Origin of the sequence: Sphingomonas sp. GC_Shp_5 (assembly GCF_026540855.1) — a bacterium.
Taxonomy (GTDB): Bacteria; Pseudomonadota; Alphaproteobacteria; order Sphingomonadales; family Sphingomonadaceae; genus Sphingomonas.
In genome coordinates this window covers 19,525-36,391 of the sequence record NZ_JALNUP010000009.1, presented here as the reverse complement: position 1 = coordinate 36,391, position 16,867 = coordinate 19,525, and the positions used below count along the sequence as shown (strand labels likewise).

Annotated in this window: 19 protein-coding genes and 1 tRNA gene; 14 read left to right on the top strand and 6 right to left on the bottom strand. The window is 66.7% G+C overall.

The features are described from left to right. The first annotated feature begins 12 nt into the window (after positions 1 to 12). The 12 genes from OXR60_RS08975 (at position 13) to OXR60_RS08920 (ending at position 7,717) form a co-directional block, all read left to right on the top strand. Positions 13 to 240: a hypothetical protein gene (locus OXR60_RS08975; protein ID WP_267395534.1), complete on the top strand. Its 228-nt coding sequence runs from the start codon at positions 13 to 15 to the stop codon at positions 238 to 240. Next, entirely contained in the window at positions 240 to 413 is a 174-nt protein-coding gene (locus tag OXR60_RS08970; RefSeq protein WP_267395533.1) for a hypothetical protein, read from the top strand. The genes OXR60_RS08975 and OXR60_RS08970 overlap by 1 nt, the downstream gene beginning before the upstream one ends. Beyond that, positions 410 to 853, top strand: coding sequence for a hypothetical protein (locus tag OXR60_RS08965; protein ID WP_267395532.1), 444 nt, complete (start codon positions 410 to 412; stop codon positions 851 to 853). Before OXR60_RS08970 ends, OXR60_RS08965 begins: the two co-directional genes overlap by 4 nt. Further along, positions 850 to 1,281, top strand: a complete 432-nt coding sequence (locus OXR60_RS08960; RefSeq protein WP_267395531.1) for a hypothetical protein — start codon at positions 850 to 852, stop codon at positions 1,279 to 1,281. The genes OXR60_RS08965 and OXR60_RS08960 overlap by 4 nt, the downstream gene beginning before the upstream one ends. A 392-nt stretch (positions 1,282 to 1,673) precedes the next feature. Next, a complete protein-coding gene (locus tag OXR60_RS08955) occupies positions 1,674 to 3,854 on the top strand; it encodes a DNA cytosine methyltransferase (RefSeq protein WP_267395530.1) in 2,181 nt (726 codons plus the stop codon). Then, complete coding sequence (locus OXR60_RS08950; RefSeq protein ID WP_267395529.1) at positions 3,851 to 4,783, top strand: hypothetical protein; 933 nt, start codon at positions 3,851 to 3,853, stop codon at positions 4,781 to 4,783. The genes OXR60_RS08955 and OXR60_RS08950 overlap by 4 nt, the downstream gene beginning before the upstream one ends. Beyond that, positions 4,783 to 5,085, top strand: coding sequence for a hypothetical protein (locus OXR60_RS08945; RefSeq protein ID WP_267395528.1), 303 nt, complete (start codon positions 4,783 to 4,785; stop codon positions 5,083 to 5,085). The genes OXR60_RS08950 and OXR60_RS08945 overlap by 1 nt, the downstream gene beginning before the upstream one ends. Positions 5,086 to 5,123: 38 nt before the next feature. Further along, positions 5,124 to 5,621 (top strand): hypothetical protein, encoded by a 498-nt coding sequence (locus tag OXR60_RS08940; RefSeq protein ID WP_267395527.1) that lies wholly within the window; start codon positions 5,124 to 5,126, stop codon positions 5,619 to 5,621. Next, positions 5,618 to 5,845 (top strand): hypothetical protein, encoded by a 228-nt coding sequence (locus OXR60_RS08935; RefSeq protein WP_267395526.1) that lies wholly within the window; start codon positions 5,618 to 5,620, stop codon positions 5,843 to 5,845. Before OXR60_RS08940 ends, OXR60_RS08935 begins: the two co-directional genes overlap by 4 nt. Further along, complete coding sequence (locus tag OXR60_RS08930; RefSeq protein ID WP_267395525.1) at positions 5,842 to 6,207, top strand: hypothetical protein; 366 nt, start codon at positions 5,842 to 5,844, stop codon at positions 6,205 to 6,207. The genes OXR60_RS08935 and OXR60_RS08930 overlap by 4 nt, the downstream gene beginning before the upstream one ends. Then, the gene (locus OXR60_RS08925; protein ID WP_267395524.1) at positions 6,204 to 6,446 is read left to right on the top strand and encodes a hypothetical protein; all 243 of its coding nucleotides are present in this window, start codon (positions 6,204 to 6,206) and stop codon (positions 6,444 to 6,446) included. Before OXR60_RS08930 ends, OXR60_RS08925 begins: the two co-directional genes overlap by 4 nt. Then, complete coding sequence (locus OXR60_RS08920) at positions 6,446 to 7,717, top strand: hypothetical protein (protein WP_267395523.1); 1,272 nt, start codon at positions 6,446 to 6,448, stop codon at positions 7,715 to 7,717. The genes OXR60_RS08925 and OXR60_RS08920 overlap by 1 nt, the downstream gene beginning before the upstream one ends. A gap of 47 nt (positions 7,718 to 7,764) precedes the next feature. Here the strand turns inward: OXR60_RS08920 and OXR60_RS08915 are convergent. From OXR60_RS08915 to OXR60_RS08890, 6 genes are all read right to left on the bottom strand, one after another. Then, positions 7,765 to 7,840 (bottom strand) — tRNA-Lys (locus tag OXR60_RS08915). Between the two features lie 94 nt (positions 7,841 to 7,934). Then, on the bottom strand, positions 7,935 to 9,041 hold the full coding sequence (gene rodA / locus OXR60_RS08910) for a rod shape-determining protein RodA (RefSeq protein ID WP_267395522.1): 1,107 nt from the start codon (positions 9,039 to 9,041) through the stop codon (positions 7,935 to 7,937). A 10-nt stretch (positions 9,042 to 9,051) separates the two neighbouring features. Then, positions 9,052 to 11,091: a penicillin-binding protein 2 gene (mrdA, locus tag OXR60_RS08905; protein WP_267395648.1), complete on the bottom strand. Its 2,040-nt coding sequence runs from the start codon at positions 11,089 to 11,091 to the stop codon at positions 9,052 to 9,054. Positions 11,092 to 11,120: 29 nt separating this feature from the next. Continuing rightward, positions 11,121 to 11,654 (bottom strand): rod shape-determining protein MreD, encoded by a 534-nt coding sequence (gene mreD / locus OXR60_RS08900; RefSeq protein WP_267395521.1) that lies wholly within the window; start codon positions 11,652 to 11,654, stop codon positions 11,121 to 11,123. Continuing rightward, the gene (mreC, locus tag OXR60_RS08895; protein WP_267395520.1) at positions 11,651 to 12,550 is read right to left on the bottom strand and encodes a rod shape-determining protein MreC; all 900 of its coding nucleotides are present in this window, start codon (positions 12,548 to 12,550) and stop codon (positions 11,651 to 11,653) included. Before mreC ends, mreD begins: the two co-directional genes overlap by 4 nt. A gap of 21 nt (positions 12,551 to 12,571) precedes the next feature. Then, positions 12,572 to 13,612: a rod shape-determining protein gene (locus OXR60_RS08890; RefSeq protein WP_267395519.1), complete on the bottom strand. Its 1,041-nt coding sequence runs from the start codon at positions 13,610 to 13,612 to the stop codon at positions 12,572 to 12,574. Positions 13,613 to 13,745: 133 nt separating this feature from the next. On the opposite strand from OXR60_RS08890, the gene mutL reads away from it, so the two are divergent. Together mutL and OXR60_RS08880 are read left to right on the top strand one after the other, a co-directional pair. Further along, positions 13,746 to 15,548, top strand: coding sequence for a DNA mismatch repair endonuclease MutL (gene mutL / locus OXR60_RS08885; RefSeq protein ID WP_267395518.1), 1,803 nt, complete (start codon positions 13,746 to 13,748; stop codon positions 15,546 to 15,548). Between the two features lie 81 nt (positions 15,549 to 15,629). Further along, a complete protein-coding gene (locus OXR60_RS08880; protein ID WP_267395517.1) occupies positions 15,630 to 16,790 on the top strand; it encodes a hypothetical protein in 1,161 nt (386 codons plus the stop codon). Positions 16,791 to 16,867: the final 77 nt, after the last annotated feature.

Here is a 16,867-nt window from a genome sequence, read left to right as displayed (position 1 = left end):
TGCACCGGGCGCATGGAGGCATCGCACTCCGACGCCGACGGATCGAAAGGCGTGGGGCTCAAGAGCCACGATTTTACTGCGGTGCCGCTTTGCTCGGGCGCACACCAGGAGAAGGACCGCATCGGGCTCCGCACCTGGGAGGCGCGCTACAGCGTCAACCATGCCGAGGCTGGCCGCGAGTACGGTCGCCTGTCCCCGCACAAGGGCCGCTGGGCTGACATCGCGGGAGCGCCCCGCTGATGGCCAAGCGCACTTATCCCGGTGTCAACGGGCGCCCGCTCGCGATCGACCTGGACAAGGTCGAGGCCATCCTCGACGAAGGTGACGGCGAGACGCACCTGTTCACCTCGGCCGACTGGTACAAGGTCCGCTACCCCTTCGCCGACATCGTCACCGATTGGATGGCGCTGTGAGCGCGGGTTTGATCATCGACCCGGATCTGGTCCAGGCGATCGACGACCTCCGCTTCGTCGTGGGCCGCGTCGAGCTCCTGAACCAGCAGATCAACCAGCTCGACGAGGTAGAGGGCTACGGCCGCATCGTCGCCATGAAGACGGAACGGTCGGATCTGCTCGACCAAGTCCGCGCTCGAGCCGAGAAGATGGCGGTTCCTCCGCGCGCGCTGATGCTGCTGGTCGGCACAGCCAACCGGCTGCGGACGCCGCGCAAGAACCAGCTGCCATCCCTTGCGACGGTGCGCAGTCACGTCGAGATCGCCGCGGCCGCCTCGATGCGCGACCAGGAGGAGGCTGAGGCCGAGGCCAAGGTCGCCCGTGTCACAGCGCGCGGCGCTGCCATCCGCGCGAAGGCTGGCGCTGATGCGCTCGCCTATTTGGACGCGAGCCGGTCATGAACAACCAGGATCCCAACAAGGAACCGGTCGGCCGCCAGCCGCTGACGATGCTCTACTCGCCGTCGAAGGCGGGAAGCTACCACTGGTGGGGCAGCCTCATCGGCGCCGAGCAGGGGCCGCTGGGCTGGGTCGGAGGCGAGCGCTTCACCGACGAGCAGCAGCGCGAGCTGATCCGGCTCGGCCGCGACATCCCGACCGCGCCGTCAATGCTCGTCAAGCGCCAGGCGCTCAAGATCGAGATCTACCGCGGCGACATGGACATGCCGGAGGTGTTCGCCTTCGAGTGCCCGCTGCTCGGCATCACCCGCGCTGACGGCCGGGTGAAGGTCATCGCGCCCAACGGCGCTCACAAATACGTCCTGCCCGACGGTTGGGTTTCCTACCCATACCGCAAGCCGCAGGCGTTCTCTCTCAAGGAGCAACGATAATGGTGGCTCACCTCGAGTATGCCATCGGTGTGCTGTGTCTGGGCGGCGTAGCAGCCGTTGCAGTTCACACCATCCTCGAAACTGTCGGGCCCAATCGGCGCAAGATCTGGGCGGCGCTAGCAGGAGCTGGTCTACAGCGGTCGATCGCTACCGCCGAACAGGCGCAGAGCCGCATAGTAGGCAAGAGCGGCCAGCCCAGCAGCAACGAGCAGCAGCACGCCCTCGCCGATCATGAAATCGAAGTCCAAGGCCGCCCCTCCACGCCCGTCACCGCCCCCCGGTACGGCGTCGCGTTGAATGGCGTCGGTGCTGCCCCGGGATCAAGGTTAAAGCCGAGCCGTCCGCAGTTTACTGGTAGCTGTGTCGTTTCGGCATCGCAGGTGCAGCTGTGATTGGCCGCGTTCTCGCTTGGGTGTGCGGCGATCGCCACCAGCATCACGCCAGCGCGCTTGCGGGCCCCGGCCCCGGCGACCGCACCGGCCCCTGCGACACCTGCGGCAAGATGGTGCGCGAGTGACCGCCTGGCTGCCCGCCGCGTTGTTCGTGCTGGCCCTTGCCGGCTGCGTCTATGGAACGGTGATGATCCGCCGCGACCGGGCCCAGCGGGCCGCGGGCCGCTACTTCGAAGAGCCTATCGACCTCGCGGCGCTCGATGCGCGCTGGGACTGGCTCGTTTCCTTCTTCCGAGGTTCAAACTGATGCGCCCGATGATCGAAGGTCTCATCGTCGACAATTTCGCAGGTGGGGGCGGGGCCTCTTCAGGCATCGAGGAGGCGTTCGGCCGCCCGGTCGACATCGCGATCAACCACGACCCCGAGGCTGTGGCAATGCACAAGGCGAACCATCCCGACACGGTGCATATCTGCCAGTCGGTTTGGAAGGCGGACCCGCAAGAGGTCGCGGCCGGCCGCCATGTCGCGCTCGCGTGGTTCAGTCCCGACTGCAAGCATTTCAGCAAGGCCAAAGGCGGCAAGCCGGTTGAGAAGAACATCCGGGATCTCGCCTGGGTTGTCGTCCAGTGGGCCCGCCGCGTCGCGCCGCAGGTGATCATGCTGGAGAACGTCGAGGAGTTTCGCACCTGGTGCGAGGTCGACATCAACACCGGCATCCCAATCAAGCACCGCGCGTGCGACGGCCAGCTAACGATGCTCGCCGACCCGTCGATCGAGCGTAAGGGCAAACGCCGCGCTCTCAAGCCCAACGGCGAGACGTTCGAGCTATGGTCCGCCGCCCTCCGCAAGTGCGGCTACAAGCTGGAATGGCGCGAGCTGCGCGGCTGCGATTACGGCGAGCCAACCATCCGCAAGCGGCTCTTCATCATCGCCCGCCGCGACGGCGAGCCGATCGTCTGGCCGGCAAAAACGCACGGTCCGGGCCTTCGCGCCTATCGCACTGCCGCCAATGACGTGATCGACTGGTCGATCCCGTGCCCCTCGATCTTCGACCGCAAGAAGCCGCTGGCGGAGAACACGCTGCGCCGGATCGCGCACGGCATCATGAAGTTCGTGGTCACCGCCGCCGAGCCGTTCATCGTGCCGGTCTGCAACAGCACCTGGCATTCGACGACCACGCACTCCGTCCACCGCGGTCTGCCGACTGTCACCACCGCGAAGGGCGGCGAGTTCGCGCTCGTCACGCCGATGATGGTCGGCGCGGGCGGGGCGGAATATGCGGGTAAGCCCCGCTCGGCCGGCGAGCCGCTGGGCGCTGCCACGGTCCACGATCGCAAGGCGCTCGCCTGCGCGACGATGATCCAGACCGGCTATGGCGAGCGGCCCGGCCAGGCGCCGCGGACGCTCGACATCCACAAGCCCTATGGCACCTGTGTCGACGGTGCGAAGGCGGCTGTGGTGTCGGCCTTCATCGCCAAGCACACGACGGGCGGGATCGGCCGGGACGCGCGGGAGCCGATCAACGCGCCGACGGCGAACGGCGGGGTGAACAATCACCCGGGCGGCGCCACACCGCTTGGCATCGTCTGCGCCCATCTCGAGCAAGCGAACGGCGGGCCGAACAATGACAATCTGGCCGGCCGCGACGCCCGCAAGCCCATGTCCACCGCCACCGCGACCGGTTCACAGCAGCGCCTGATCGCCTCGCACCTCGTCAAGCTCCGCGGCACCTGCCAGCACGGCCAGCCGGTCGACCAGACGGCGCCGACGATCACCGCCAGCGGTACCCATGTCGGGCAGGTCTACGCCTTCCTTGCCAAGTATTTCGGCTCGGCCGTCGATGGGCAGCAGGTCGACGAGAGCCTGCACACCGTCACCGCCAAGCCGCGCTTCGGGCTGGTCACCGTAATGGTCGCCGGCGAGGAATATGTGATCGTCGACATTGGCATGCGGATGCTCACGCCGCGCGAGCTCGCCCGGGCGCAGGGCTTCCGCGACGATTACGAGCTGGCCGTGGTCTGCGATCGCGTGACGCCGTCGGGCAAGAAGGTCCACGGGCCACTGCCCGTCTCGTCGCAGATCCGGATGATTGGCAATAGCGTCAACCGACGTGTGGCGCGCGCCCTGGTCGCGGCGAACTGCAACGCGCCGGTGGCCGAAGAGCAGGGGCTAGCAGCATGAACCCCCAAGCGGCGCTAGAAGCGCGGGCCGACCATCTGTTGCTGCTGGCTGGCGGCCACCCAGTTGGCGAACTCGCTACAGCTTACAGGGCAGGCGTGTCTGATGTGCGCCGCGCCGCCCTCGCCGAAGCCACCCAGCGCACGGCAGCGGGGGAGGGCATGGCACGACATCTCCTCGACGCGCTGAACGACAGCGAAGAGTTGATGAGCGGGGCCGTCGTTTTGACTGCGGAACATGCCAAGCAGTTGAACGCGGATATCGATGCGTGGGAGGCATCTGAGCCGCTTTCGCCCGAAGACGCATGGGACGAGCTGGTCAACGTAGATGATCGCACGTCGCCGGAGGAATATCCGGATATGTGCCTGATCACGCGTGACGAGCTTTTCGACTTCATGCGCCGCGCCACCCCACCCGCGAGCGAGGCCACCCCGGCGAAAGCGGCTGATTACAACGGGCATATCCCGAATAAGTATCTTCCAGCGTTACCTGCGGGTGCATCGCTTTTTGCCGTAAATCCGAAAGCTGGCAACTGGTACTACGTCAACCATGCCGGAACATGGCAAGGGATGCCGTCACCGCTGCCCAAGCCCACCTCGCCGGAAGGCGGACTGCCCGTGGCGGGGGATGTGGTCGAGATGTTGCAGTCCGTGGAGATGCAGGAAGGGTGCGCCGTATTCGATCACAGCGCTGAGGAAATCGGCATTGCGGTGATGGAAAATCATGCAGCGGTGCTCGCAGCCCTCACCGCCAGCCCCTCCCCTAGCGAGAGGGTGGATGTCGCCACAAGCGCGGCATATCGCGCCATCTATGGGTCAGAGATGGACCCGTTCCAGCATCCCGAAAGCTGGGAGTATGCCGGCACCGTTGCAGATGCGGTGATCCGCGCCCTCAACCCCGCCGTCGAAGCCGCGCCGGGGGAGGAAGGCTGATGGCGTCGACAGATATCAACTTTGCCCAGGCAGAGCTTGTGTTCGAGCGTCTGGCACAGATCGTCGAGCCTCTGGCGACACATGCCGGTGTCGGTGAAATGGAAACGGTCGGACACCTCGTCTCTTACCTGCTCGACCATCCGCGCGACATTGAGCCGTGCCTGCGGTTCGGCATCGGCGAGTTGCCCGACGATTGGATCGAAAAGGGGCGGCTGTCCTACCAAGCTCGCGATGGCAGGATCTGGCGTCCCGTAAACGCTCGCCGCGCTCGCTTGGTTAAGAGCTTGGAGAAGCTGCCATGACGGGCCGCCCACCCCTCGCACCCCGAAAAGGATATAGCATGATGGAGAAGGAACAGGTGCGGGCGCTGGTTGAGGCGTTGGCCGGTGCGTTCCGGTTAGTCGATGGCATCGCGGGCGCCATGAACGGCGTTCCAAACGAACCGACCGATGACCAAGCCGATGTGATTGCCGGTGACCTAGCCGATTTGCTGGGCGTGCCGTTTGACGAGAACTGGCCGAACGCCGTTGCCACCACCCTCGCCGCCGATCGGGCCAGCGCTGGGGTGGTGGGGGAGGAGATTGAGGACGCACTCGCTCTGTACCGCGCTCTGTCGGATGTACCGATCGTCTATACCGTTCAAGGTTTGCGCCCGGCCACAGATGTGCCGTTCTCTTGGTATGTCGTCGGGCCTGATGGCGAGGTGGCCTATTGCCAGACTGAGGGCGGCGAGCAGCACGCCCGAATGATCGCCGCGGCCCTCAACGATCGCGTGGCTATGTGCGCCTTGCCGGCAAATGATGCCGGCACCCCGCAGGATGTTGGGGGTGAGGGGTGAGCAAGAACAAATATGAGGGCACGGTAGGTGCGAGAGCAACGATTACTCTGGAGCTGAGTGGTCTTGGCTCGTGGGGTACGCCTTACACCATGGAGCAGATTATCGATCAGGCAACGGAAGCTGCGGAGGGTACAATCCGACAAGCCTTTCGCGGTGAACAGGTCCGCATCACCAACATCGATGTGACCGCCGTTTACGCGCCAGCCAAAAAGGCTCGCCCATGACCTCCCCGGATAAGGCCACCGTGGCTGAGGTGGCGGGGAAAGTGTACGACAAGACGGGTCGCGAGATCATGATCGGCGACGTGCTCAAGGTCTACCACTTTACCGGTGCCCGATGGCGCAAGCGGTACTTCATGTACAAGCAGGCGATGCGCGAGGCTACCTTGGGCGAGGGTGAAGGGAAGGCAGACTACTTCTTCGTCTCTCACCTCAACATGGTTACAGAGGGCCAGCGAGATGACGGCTACTACCTATGCCGCGACGGCTCTGTGTTGGCCGATACCGAGATCGTGCAAGGCCTCGACTGGCATCATGACCGCCCCCGTGCCCGTGCCGCCCATCTCACCCAAGGAGACGAAGGTTGAGCGCGCTTGCGATCGAGCGACTGCCGGACTGGCCTGCGGGCATGAACCGGGACCTGGCGCTTGCCTATACCGGCGTGTCAGAGGGCCAGCTGCGCGAGTGGGAGAGGCGCGGGCTCGTGCGCTTCCGCCAGCGCGGCCCGCGTGGTGCGGCGATCGTCGCCCGCGCAGATCTGGATTCCGCGCTTGAGGCTTTGTTCGGCGCCGCCGCCGGCGCTGATGACGTGATCGAGTTCGACTGATGCCGAAGCCGCGGGGATGGGTGCGCCTGCCGGCCTACGTGCGCGCGACCAAGCGAGCATCGGGCGACACGGCGTATTATTGGGAGCTGCCGCCGTGGGCGCGGCCGACCAAGGGCGCCGACGGCACGGTGACGCCGGCCATCCGGGACGGCCGCCGGTGCGCTCTAACATCGACCGCGCTGGGCACCGAGCTTTCCGTCGCGATCGCCAAGGGTGACGCCCTGAACCAGGCGCTGACCGAGTGGCGCACCGGCGAGGGCGGCAGCGGCATGGTCAAGGGTACGGTCGAGTGGCTGTTCACCTGGTACCGGGAGCAGGACCGGTTCAAGAAGAACACCGGCAAGACGCGCCGTGACTATCGCAAGCTGATGGACATGCTCGCCGCCTTCGAACCGAAGGCCGGCGCCGCGCCGCTCGGCAAGCGCATGGCGAACAAGGTCGACGCCGGCGTGGCCGACAAGCTCTATCGCAAGCTGCGCGAGCGGGGCGAGAGGCAGGCGACCTATGCCATGCAGGTCTGCCGGCTGGTTTGGACCTGGGCGGCCCGCCACCACCGCGTCACAGGCGTCAAGGAGAACCCATTTGCGGGCATGGGGCTCAAGAGCACCGCCGCGAAGGGCAACCGTGCCACCACAAGGGCCGAATATGACCTCTACAGGGCCACAGCGCGCGAGATGGGCTATCAGTCCATGGCAACGGCCGCCGCGCTATCGTTTGAGTGCTGCCAGCGCGTTTGGGACGCCTTTGGGTTCGAGGATGCCGATGGGCAGGAGCACCGCGGCATCGAATGGGCAGGCTATGCGCCCGGCGAGCAGATCTCGCTGGTGCAGTCGAAGACGGGCAACCCCGTCGTGCTGCCGCTCACGATCAACGTCCGCGGAGAGGATGGCGTTGAGACCGTCCGCCTCTACCCCGACCTTGAGGACGAGCTCGCGCGCACCGATCGCACGGCCGACGTGATCGTCGTCGAGGAGCGCAGCGGCAAAAAGTACAAGGAGCGGCGCATGTCGTCGGTTCACCGAGCGATCTGCGAGCAGGCTGGGCTGCCAAAGGCGATGACCTTCACCGGCTTTCGACATGGCGGGATCACCGAGGTTGGCTCGGTCAGCGCCGACGTCCGGCCGATCTCCGGCCACGCGACGCTCGACGTTACCCGAATCTACAACAAGGCAACGGCCGAGAAAGCGCGTGAGATCGCCGCCGCCCGGCGCGCGCATATCACGGCACTAGGAGCGGATTTGTCGGAAAGCGTATCGGAACATGTCGGTTAGACACAGCTCCGCCGCAGTGGAAAACGGCTGTTTTCTGCGGTGGAGAGTGGTGGACGCACTTGGGCTCGAACCAAGGACCCGCTGATTAAGAGTCAGCTGCTCTACCAACTGAGCTATGCGTCCATCGCCGGGGCTGTCTGGCTGGCGGTTGGAAGCGCCGGCCCCGTCGGGAGGCGCGCCACTAGCATCGCTCGCCGATCGTGCAAACCCTTTTTCGCTACCAGCGCGCGATTTTCCGGTTCTGCCGGTCGATCGACATCAGGATACCGAGGCACAGCATCACCGTCAGCTGCGCCGAGCTGCCGAAGCTGACCAGCGGCAGGGGGATGCCGACCACCGGCGCCAAGCCCATCACCATCATCAGGTTGATCGCGACGTAGAAGAAGATCGTCGTCGAGAGCCCCGCGGCGGTCAGCCGAGCGAAGCGCGTGCTGGCTGCTTGCCCGACGTTGATGCCCCAGCGGATCACCAGCATGAAGGCGAGGATCAGCAGGCAGCCGCCGACCAGGCCCCATTCCTCGGCCATGGTCGCGAACACGAAGTCGGTGTGGCCCTCGGGCAGATAGTCGAGGTGGCTCTGCGTACCTTGAAGGAAGCCCTTGCCCCAAATTCCCCCTGAGCCGATCGCGATCTTCGACTGGCTGATGTGGTAGCCGGTGCCGAGCGGATCGCTCTCGGGATCGAGGAAGATCAGGATGCGGTTGCGTTGATAATCGTGGAGCACGTAGTTGATCGCGAGCGGGATCGCCACCGCCGCCGCCGCCGCGCCGCCGACGAACAGCCGCAGGGGGATGCCGGCGAGGAACATCACGGTCGCACCACCGACGCAGATCATCAGCGCGGTGCCGAGATCAGGCTGCTTCATGATCAGCGCCGCAGGGACGCCGATCATCGCTGCCGCCGGCCAAATCGCGCTGAACCGCCGGGTCTCGTTGGGGGGGAGGATGTCATAGAAGCGGGCGCAGGCGAGCACGATCACCGGCTTCATGAATTCGGATGGCTGCAGCTTGATGCCGACATCGAGCCACCGCTGGCTGCCGCCGCGCACTGCGCCGACCAGTTCGACCAGCACCAGCGCCACCACGATCACCGCATAGGTGGGCAGCGCCGCATTCTTCCAGATCCGCTCGGGCACGTAGGAGACGGCGATGGCGCCCCCGAGCAGCACAAAGAAGCGCAGCCCTTGGGACAGCGCCCAGGGGTGGAGGCTGCCCCCTGCCGCTGAATAGAGCACGACCTGGCCGAAAACGCCGATCGCGACGACGAGCAATAGCACCCGCCAGGGCAGCCGTGCCAGCGGCTCGGGAATGATGCGGCTGCTCATGCGGTCATGCTCATGGGTCGCGGTCCGTGGTGCCATCCTCGGCAACGGTGTTGCCGGGCGAGGAGAGGGCAGCCTGGCTGGCATTGGCGAGGTCCGTGGCGTTTTCCACCGCGGGCGCGTCGCTTGGCACCACCGCGTCGGTCTTGGTGGCGTTAGCAGCGGGCGGGGGTGCCTGCGCGGCGCGATACGCCGCCGCATCGGCGGCCATGCGCATCTGGATGTCGCCGCCCCAGGTCGGCTCCGCTTCGGCGAGGCTCTTCACCGCACGATCGCGGTCGAACAGATAGGTCATGATGTCTCGCGCGACCGCAGGCGCGTCGAGGTTGCGGACGGTGTGGCCGTTATGTTCGAGCACCATGCCGATTGCGTAGCGCGGGTTGTCCGCGGGCGCGAACCCCATGAAAGCGGCGTGGTCGCGTAGCTTGAAGGGCAGCTGGCCGTTCTTGAGAACGCCCGAGCGGCGTTCGGCCATGGTGATGCGGCGCACCTGCGCGGTACCGGTTTTGCCGGCGAGCGCGATCCCCGGTGTGAACATCCGCGCTGCACCGCCGGTACCGCCGCCATTAACCACGCCCCACATCGCCTCGTGGATCAGCGCGAGGTTTTCGGACGGAAATGGCAGGGCCGCGGCGTTGCGATCGATCCGGCTGGCGAGCAGGCTCGGCGTGAGGTGACGCCCGGAGGCGATCCGCGACGCCATCACCGCAAGCTGCATCGGATTAACGAGCACATAGCCCTGACCAATCGAGGCGTTGAGCGAATCGGCCACCGTCCAGTTCGCCTTATACTTTTTGAGCTTCCAGGCGCCGTCCGGCACCGTGCCGAACCGCTGGGTGGAGAAAGGCAGATCGAATTTTTGCCCCAGCCCCATCATCCGCGCGACCGGCGCGACATTGTCATAGCCCATCCGCCGGACCATTTCGTAGAAATAGATGTCACAGCTCTGCATGATCGCGTTCTTGAGATCGAGCGGGCCGTGACCGCTCTTTTTGTGGCAGTGGAACACGCCGGTGCCGACCCTGAGCGCGCCCGAGCAACTGATCCGCGCATGGGGATCCACGCCATGCGCCATCAGCGCCAACCCGTTCATCGGCTTCACGGTGGAGCCGGGCGGATACAGCCCCTGCGTCACCTTGTTCATCAGCGGCACATGATCATTGTCGCTGAGCATCTGCCATTCGAGGTGGCTGATCCCGTCCGAGAAGCTGTTGGGATCATAGGCGGGCATCGACACCATCGCGAGGATCTCGCCGGTGCGACAATCGATCACCACTGCGGAGCCCGAATTGGTGCCGAGCCGCCGCGCGGCATATTCCTGAAGGCCGATATCGATCGTCAGCCGCTCGGTCTTGCCCGGCACGTCCGGCTTGGTCGCAAGCTCCGCGACCAGCTTGCCGCGTGCGGTGACCTCCACCCGCTTGGCACCAGGCTGGCCGCGAAGCTCGGCGTCCAGCATCTTCTCGAGCCCGTCTTTGCCGAGCTTGAACCCCGGGGTGACGAGCAGTGAGTCGTGGGTTGCCCGATATTGTTCTGCGTTGGCCGTGCCGACGTAGCCGGTGAGATGCGCCACCGCCGCGCCGGCCGGATAGTTGCGGGCGAAGCCGCGGGTGGGCGCCACGCCGGGCAGCTCGGGCTGGCGCAGGCTGATCGCGGCGAACCGCTCCCAGTCTATGTTCTCGGCGACCTGCACAGGCTGGAACCCAGGCGCGTTCTTGAGATCGAGCTTGATCCGGTCGATCTCCTCGGGCGGCAGCGCGAGCAGTCGCGCGAGCAGCGCCAGCACGCGGTCGGCGTCTTCGAGTCGATCGGGGATGATGTCGACGCGAAAATCGGTGCGGTTGTTGGCGATCGGCAGGCCGTGGCGATCGATGATCCAGCCGCGCCGCGGCGGCACCTTGGTGACGTTGACGCGGTTGCTTTCGGCGAGAAGATTGTATTTCTCGTTCTGCGCGATCGCCAGCCAGCCCATGCGCACGGCGAGCAGCGCGCCGACACCGGCCTGCGCGGTGCCCAGCAGCCAGGCGCGCCGGGAGTAGCTATAGGCCTGCATCGCTTCGGTCACGATGCGTGGGGTTCGTCTCACGCGGGCGCGCCTCGCTTGCGATCGATCCAGGCGACCAGGCGGCAGGTGAGGGGGAAAAGCATCACCGTGATCATGATCTGTGCCACTAGCACAGGGTCCACCCGCGCGCCGAACGGAAGTGCGATCCAGCGACCGACCTCAAGGCACAAGGCAATGCAGCCGGCCGCAATCAGCCAGTCCTGCCAGAAATCGCGGAACACCAGCCGCTGCTCGATCAGTTCGATGATGATGAAGCAGAGCGACCAGAGCAGCATCGCGCTGCCGAGCGGCTGGCCGCTCACCAGATCGTCGAACAGCCCCAGCGGCGCCGCCGCCCATGGGCGCAACGCGAAGCGCGCGAGCAATCGCCAGGTAAGCAGCATCAGCAGGCCGACCGGCGGCAGTAGCGGCAGGCTGGCGACGATCGGCAGGCAGGTGACGAGCGAGCCGCCGAGCACCGTCGCCCAGGGCAGCGCGCGGGCGCGGCCCGGCGGCAGGGCCTGCTCGAACGGCCGGTAATCGATCGTATTAACCAGCGGCGGGCGGCTCATGGCGCAGGCGCCGGCACTGGCGGCGACGCAGTCGGGCGCGGCGCCGGTGCGGGCAGCGGCATGAACGGTCGCTCAACAATGGCGAAATCGAGCGAATCGGGTGAGGCGTAGGGGATGGCGACGGCGCTGTCCGAGCCCGCGGTGCCAACCTGCGCCACTGGCACGCCCGGCGGATAGAGTCCGCCGGTGCCCGAGGTGACGAACAGGTCGCCGGGCGCGAAACGGACATTGGTGGCATTAACCGAACGGATGTCCACCTGCCCATCGCCACGCCCGGCGGCGATCGCGGGAAGGCCGTCACGCGTGCGGCGCACCGGCACCAGGCTTTCGGGGTCGCTGATCAGCAGCACCCGCGCCGCCAGCGGCCCGGCTTCGAGGATCCGACCGACGAGGCCATCGGGTCCACGCACCGGCATACCGCTGGTCACCCCCTGCAGGCGGCCGGCGTTGAGGATCGCGAAGCGGCGGCCGCTCGACGCAGTGGAACTGACCAGCCGTGCGGTGACCAGGGCCTCGGGGGTACGATCGCGCACCCGCAGCAGCGCGCGCAGGCGGCGGTTGTCATAGGCGATGGTGCGGGCCTTGAGCAGCAGCGCGCGATGTCGGGCGACCTCGGCGCGCAGATCGGCATTCTCGCTATGGACACGGAAGTAGGTGCCGATCCCCTGCGGCACGCTCGCGGCCGCATCCACCACGCTGTCGAGCACGCTCGAGACCGGCGCAGTGATGCTCGCCACCATCATCCGCGCGCTGGCGAACAGCGGCGGGTTGATCGTGGAGGCTACGAGCAGCACCGCGCCCACCACCGCCCCCGCGACCGCGAGCACGTAGCCGAGAAACGCCGAATATTGCCGCCGCCGCGAAAAGCCGGTGCGACGATCGCGGGCAGGCGCCATCCGCCGCTCCTCCCCGTTCCGTTACCCGTTCTGCAGCACGCCCCGGAACATCGGATCCTCGAGCGCCCGCCCGGTGCCGAGCGCGACGCAGGTCAGCGGATCCTCCGCCACGGTGACCGGCAGTCCAGTTTCGTCGCGCAGCACCTCATCCAGCCCTTCGAGCAGTGCGCCGCCACCGGTTAGAACGATGCCCTGGTCCACGATATCGGCAGCGAGCTCGGGCGCGGTATTTTCCAGCGCGACGCGGACGCCCTCGACGATCGTCGCGACCGGCTCGGACAGGGCCTCGGCGATCTGGCCCTGGTTGATCTGGATTTCCTTGGGCACGCCGTTGACGAGGTCGCGTCCCTTGATGTGGATGGTCTTGCCGATGCCATCGGCGGGCGGGCGGGCGATGCCGACCTCCTTCTTGATCCGCTCGGCCGTCGCCTCGCCGATCAGCAGATTGTGGTTGCGGCGCACGTAGCTGACGATCGCCTCGTCCATCTTGTCGCCGCCGACGCGCACCGACGTGGTATAGGCGAGACCGCGCAGCGAGAGCACTGCGACCTCAGTGGTGCCGCCGCCGATATCGACCACCATCGAGCCGATCGGCTCGGTGACGGGCATGTCGGCGCCGATCGCGGCGGCCATCGGCTCCTCGATCAGGAACACCTGGCTGGCGCCCGCATTGGAGGCGGCATCGCGGATCGCGCGACGTTCGACCTTGGTGGAGCCCGACGGCACGCAGATCACGATCTCGGGCCAACGCGCGAAGCGGCGCGGGCCGTGGACCTTCTGGATGAAGTGCTTGATCATCTGCTCGGCGACATCGATGTCCGCGATCACGCCGTCGCGCAACGGCCGGATCGCCTCGATCGTGCCGGGGGTCTTGCCCATCATCAGCTTGGCGTCGTCGCCGACGGCCTTAACGCGCTTGACGCCGTTGATCGTTTCCACTGCGACCACCGACGGCTCGTTGAGGACGATTCCCCTGCCGCGGACGTAGACCACGGTGTTCGCCGTGCCGAGATCGATCGCCATGTCATGCGACATGAATTTGAAGAAGCGGGGGAAAGCCATCGGGCGCAGGGTTCCGTGTTGGGGCTCGGGTTCGTGCTCGGTCCCGGCAGCCGTCGCAAGCCGTGGCGGCTACGGTGTCCATCACGTATTTGCGGGGTCGCGGGAGGCCGTCGCTTGGGATAGAGCTTGCTCCGTGTCAATACGCCGCCTCCCCGAACATCTGGTCAACCGCATCGCTGCCGGTGAAGTGGTGGAAAGGCCCGCCAGCGCGTTGAAGGAACTTGTCGAGAACGCCATCGACGCCGGTGCCACGCGGATCGCGGTGGTGCTCGCCGAGGGCGGTCTCGCGCGGATCGAGGTCGCCGACGACGGCTGCGGGATGGCGCCCGACGAGATGGCGCTGGCGTTGGAACGCCATGCCACTTCCAAGCTTCCCGACGAGGCGATCGAGGCGGTGACGACGCTCGGCTTCCGCGGCGAGGCGCTGCCTTCGATCGCGAGCGTCGCACGGCTGACGATCGAGAGCCGGACCCGCGGCGCCGAGGGCTGGGCGCGGACGGTGGACAATGGCGAGCTGGTGCGCGAGGGCCCCGCGGCACTGCCGCCAGGCACGCGGCTGGTGGTCGAGCAATTGTTCGCCCGGGTGCCGGCGCGGCGCAAGTTCCTGCGCTCGGCGCGCGCCGAATATGCCGCTTGCCTCGACGTCGTCCGCCGGCTGGCGATGGCACGGCCCGACGTCGCCTTCACCGTGGAGCATGACGGCCGCCGCGCGCTCGCCGCGACCCAGGCCGAGGACCGGCCGGCGCGCGTCGCCGCGCTCACCGATCGCGCGCTCGCCGACAATGCGGTGACCATCGATTTCGAGCGGGAGGGGCTGGTGCTCGGCGGGGTGGCGAGCATCCCCACCTACAATCGTGGCGTGGCCGATCACCAATATCTGTTCGTCAACGGCCGCCCAGTGCGCGACCGGCTGCTGATGGGCGCGATCCGCGGCGCCTATGCCGAGATGCTGCCCCGCGACCGCCATGCGGTGGTGGCGCTGTTCCTCGACGTGCCGAGCGACCAGGTCGACGTCAACGTCCACCCGGCCAAGACCGAGGTGCGATTCCGCGATCCGACCATCGTCCGCGGCCTGATCGTCAGTGGGCTGCGCCGCGCGCTCGATGCGGCGGGCCATCGCAGCGTTCAGCGCGTCGGCGACGCGGCATTGGCGATGTGGCAGCCAGAGACCTTCGCCGCGCCTCCGGCGCCTGGGCCGGCACCGTTCGGTGGCTGGCCAGGCGAGGGCGGGGCGGAGCGGCTGGCGCTGGCCGACCGGCAGTATGGCGCGGTTGCCGATCACCGGCCGACGTTCTTCGCACCGCCGCCGCAGGCGCGCGCCGAACCGGCTTGGGCGTCGCCGCCTGAAACAGGCGCCCATCCGCTGGGTGTCGCCCGTGGCCAGGTCGCGAAGACCTATATCGTCGCCGAGGCGGAAGATGGCCTGGTGCTGGTCGACCAGCATGCCGCGCATGAGCGGCTGGTGCTGGAACGGATGCGCGCGAGCCTCGCCGGCGGCCGCGTCGCCGCGCAGGCGCTGCTGCTGCCCGAGGTGGTCGAACTCGACGAGCCTGCCTGCGACCGGCTCGAGACGCGGGCCGCGGAACTTGCCGAATTCGGGCTTGACCTAGAGCGGTTCGGGCCGCGCGCGATGCTGGTCCGTTCGACTCCGGCGCTACTCGGTCAGGCCGATCCGACCGGGCTGGTCACTGATCTGGCCGATGAACTCGCCGCCTTCGACGAGGCGCTGTCGTTGAAGGAGCGGCTCGACGCGGTGGCCGGAACGATGGCCTGCCATGGCTCGGTGCGTGCCGGGCGCATCTTGTCGGTCGCCGAGATGAACGCGCTGCTGCGCGAGATGGAAGTGACGCCTCATTCAGGGCAGTGCAACCATGGGCGGCCGACCTGGGTAAAACTCGCCCATGGCGACATCGAGAAACTGTTCGGGCGCAAGTGAGGGTTCAGCGGGCTGCATCGATCACCGGGGTGCGCGGTCCGCGCCTCTTCCGATCATCGTCCGGAAAACTATATCGCCGCGATGAATCTCGCGTTTCTCTTCATTGCTGAAGCTTACCAGGTGTATCATGGCGCCGCCATCGCGCTCGATCTGATGCGCCGCCCGGGCGTCACCGTCACCTTCTACTATAACGACGAGAACGTGCCGCATCATCTCGAGCGGATTCGCTGCGCTTATGGCGCGCCGCCCGTGACCTATGTGCGGCTGACGCGTACCCCGATCACGAAGGCCGTGCAGCGGCTGCGGGTGTTCGGCTTGGCGAAGGAGGCGGTGTTGCGGGCCAACGAGGCTGCGCTTGACCAGCACGACGCGGTGATCTCGCTCGAGGATACGGCGGAGATCCTGTTCGGCGATCGGCCGCGCTCGGCCCGTCCGGCGCGGGTGCTGATCGTCCATGGCGCGGGCGATCGTCACGTCCCGTCGATGCCGCGACGCGCCCGGTTCGACCTGATCATCGTCCAGGGCGAGAAGATGAAGCGGCGTTTCCTCGACATGGGTGTTGCCAGGCCTGGGCATATAACGGCGCCGGGCTATCCGAAGCTCGATACCAGCCGCCGCCTCGCCGCCGTCGGCACGCCGTTGTTTGCCAACGATCGGCCGATCGCGCTCTATAACCCGCACAAGGTGCGCGGGCTGCAGTCCTGGGACCGCTTCATCGAACCGATGCTGAGTGCCTTCGCGGCGCAGGACGATTTTAATCTGATCGTCGCGCCGCACGTGAAGATGTTCCGTCGGCGCTCCGAACGACGGCGGGATCAGTGGCGGGCGCGCAGCACGCCGACTATCCTGATCGATCCGGAGTCCGATCGATCGGTCGACAACACCTACACCACTGCCGCGGCGATCTATATCGGCGACGTCAGCAGCCAGGTGTATGAATTCCTCGCCACCCCGCGGCCTTGCGTGTTCCTCAACGCGCATCGGGTCGACTGGCGCCGCGATCCGCATTTCCGGTTCTGGGAACTGGGCGACGTGATCGAGGATCCCGACGAACTGATGCAGGCGGTGTGTGATGCGCCGGCGCGGCACCATCTGTACATCGAGCGGCAACGCGAGTTGACGGCGCGATCGCTCGGCGACACCTCGCCCGGTGCGGCGCATCGGGCGGCAACGGACATCCTGACATTCCTCGGCCACCCGTCGATCGAGCAGCCGGAGCACTCACCGCGTGAAACAGCCTGAGCGGAGCCGTTCATCTCCCCGCAACCTTTTGCGGCCTGGGGCATTTCAGCACCAAATCCTCTGAGGTATGGTCGCCA

Excerpts from the sequence above, each read along its gene's own strand:
- OXR60_RS08975 (WP_267395534.1), top strand. The coding sequence starts at position 13 with ATGGAGGCATCGCACTCCGACGCCGACGGATCGAAAGGCGTGGGGCTC.
- OXR60_RS08970 (WP_267395533.1), top strand. The coding sequence starts at position 240 with ATGGCCAAGCGCACTTATCCCGGTGTCAACGGGCGCCCGCTCGCGATC.
- OXR60_RS08960 (WP_267395531.1), top strand. The coding sequence starts at position 850 with ATGAACAACCAGGATCCCAACAAGGAACCGGTCGGCCGCCAGCCGCTG.
- OXR60_RS08950 (WP_267395529.1), top strand. The coding sequence starts at position 3,851 with ATGAACCCCCAAGCGGCGCTAGAAGCGCGGGCCGACCATCTGTTGCTG.
- OXR60_RS08945 (WP_267395528.1), top strand. The coding sequence starts at position 4,783 with ATGGCGTCGACAGATATCAACTTTGCCCAGGCAGAGCTTGTGTTCGAG.
- OXR60_RS08940 (WP_267395527.1), top strand. The coding sequence starts at position 5,124 with ATGATGGAGAAGGAACAGGTGCGGGCGCTGGTTGAGGCGTTGGCCGGT.
- OXR60_RS08930 (WP_267395525.1), top strand. The coding sequence starts at position 5,842 with ATGACCTCCCCGGATAAGGCCACCGTGGCTGAGGTGGCGGGGAAAGTG.
- OXR60_RS08920 (WP_267395523.1), top strand. The coding sequence starts at position 6,446 with ATGCCGAAGCCGCGGGGATGGGTGCGCCTGCCGGCCTACGTGCGCGCG.
- rodA (WP_267395522.1), bottom strand. The coding sequence starts at position 9,041 with ATGAGCAGCCGCATCATTCCCGAGCCGCTGGCACGGCTGCCCTGGCGG.
- mrdA (WP_267395648.1), bottom strand. The coding sequence starts at position 11,091 with ATGCAGGCCTATAGCTACTCCCGGCGCGCCTGGCTGCTGGGCACCGCG.
- mreD (WP_267395521.1), bottom strand. The coding sequence starts at position 11,654 with ATGAGCCGCCCGCCGCTGGTTAATACGATCGATTACCGGCCGTTCGAG.
- mreC (WP_267395520.1), bottom strand. The coding sequence starts at position 12,550 with ATGGCGCCTGCCCGCGATCGTCGCACCGGCTTTTCGCGGCGGCGGCAA.
- OXR60_RS08890 (WP_267395519.1), bottom strand. The coding sequence starts at position 13,612 with ATGGCTTTCCCCCGCTTCTTCAAATTCATGTCGCATGACATGGCGATC.
- OXR60_RS08880 (WP_267395517.1), top strand. The coding sequence starts at position 15,630 with ATGAATCTCGCGTTTCTCTTCATTGCTGAAGCTTACCAGGTGTATCAT.